Annotated in this window: 1 protein-coding gene; it reads left to right on the top strand. The window is 45.7% G+C overall.

Annotation, left to right across the window (positions count from 1 at the left end; genetic code table 11):
* The first annotated feature begins 136 nt into the window (after positions 1–136).
* Positions 137–1,423, top strand: a complete 1,287-nt coding sequence (locus FYJ73_RS15585) for an IS1380-like element ISBf11 family transposase (protein WP_154535656.1) — start codon at positions 137–139, stop codon at positions 1,421–1,423.
* Positions 1,424–1,594: the final 171 nt, after the last annotated feature.

The following is a 1,594-nucleotide window of genomic DNA, read 5'->3' as shown; positions in this document are numbered from 1 at the left end:
CCTTAATTCCGCAACACTTTGATTTAACTTTATTTATAAGTACCTGAGCAACAAAAAGTTGCTCAGGATTTTGCCATGTCAGATTTTTCACCTATCTTAGTGTTGCAAATCAAAATATGTATCAAACCCGACAGACATGGCAAAGGTAGCAATAAAATCTGAGAAACTCTCTCCTTTTGGAGGTATTTTTCCAATAATGGAGCAATTTGATTCCAAGCTCTCATCTGTAATCGACTCAACCCTCGGTATGAGATGCAGGCTGTATGGTTATCAATACAGCGAAATCATCCGTTCGCTTATGAGCGTTTATTTCTGTGGCGGCTCATGCATCGAGGATGTCACCACTCATCTGATGTATCACCTCTCGCTTCATCCGACACTTCGCACATGCAGTGCCGACACGATTCTCAGAGCCATAAAGGAACTGACCCAGGATAACATTTCCTACACATCCGACACTGGCAAGACCTACGACTTCAACACGGCAGACAAGCTGAATACACTGCTCCTCAATTGCCTATTGTCCACAGGGCAGCTGAAAGAGGGCGAGGGGTATGACGTTGACTTCGACCACCAGTTCATAGAGGCTGAGAAGTATGATGCGAAGCCTACATACAAGAAGTTCCTTGGTTATCGCCCTGGCGTGGCAGTTATTGGCGACTTGATTGTCGGCATTGAGAACAGCGACGGCAACACAAATGTCCGTTTCCACCAGAAGGACACGCTGAAGAGGTTCTTTGAAAGGTTTGAACAGAACAAGCTTATTATCAACCGTTTCAGAGCTGATTGCGGCTCGTGTTCTGAAGAGATAGTGGAAGAGATTGCTAAACACTGCAAGACCTTCTATATCCGTGCCAACCGATGCAGTTCGCTCTACAATGACATCTTTGCCCTCAGAGGTTGGAAGAAAGTGGAATTGGGCGGTATTGAGTTTGAGCTGGCCTCCATTCTCATCGAGAAATGGAAAGGGAAGGCATACCGTCTTGTGATTCAAAGACAGAAGCGGATAGACGGCGAACTCGACCTGTGGGAAGGAGAATACACCTACCGCTGCATCCTTACAAATGACTACGAGTCTTCCGAGAAAGAGATTGTCGAATTCTATAACCTCCGTGGAGGGAAGGAACGCATCTTCGATGACATGAATAACGGATTCGGCTGGAACAGGCTTCCAAAATCCTTCATGGGAGAAAACACGGTGTTTCTTCTGCTTACGGCACTCATACGCAACTTCTATAAATTCATCATGGCGAGGCTTGACGTGAAGAGGTTCGGACTCAAAGCAACAAGCCGCATCAAGGCGTTTGTCTTCAAGTTCATCTCTGTGCCAGCAAAATGGGTCAGGACATCAAGGCAGTATGTGCTGAATATCTATTCATGCAACAACGCTTATGCTGATGTGTTCCAGAATGACTTTGGATAACACCGGCAACTTATGGTCGTGATTTTGCGTATTGCCTCAAGTCGCATGGTGGGGTAAGGGGCATTTATATGTCTTTATGGTGACATTCGATGCACTGTGCCCCCTTTTTACTAACGATGCAGATTATTTTCGCTTCTGTATCATATTAGGCGCGTAGTTGCGGATTTGAGG

It is taken from the genome of Hallella mizrahii (assembly GCF_009695775.1).
GTDB classification, from domain to species: domain Bacteria; phylum Bacteroidota; class Bacteroidia; order Bacteroidales; family Bacteroidaceae; genus Prevotella; species Prevotella mizrahii.
Note: the sequence above shows the minus strand (reverse complement) of the source record. Positions and strands in the feature narration are given on the sequence as shown.

Bases quoted from the DNA above. Each gene is read 5' to 3' on its own strand.
- FYJ73_RS15585 (WP_154535656.1), top strand. From the start codon at position 137: ATGGCAAAGGTAGCAATAAAATCTGAGAAACTCTCTCCTTTTGGAGGT.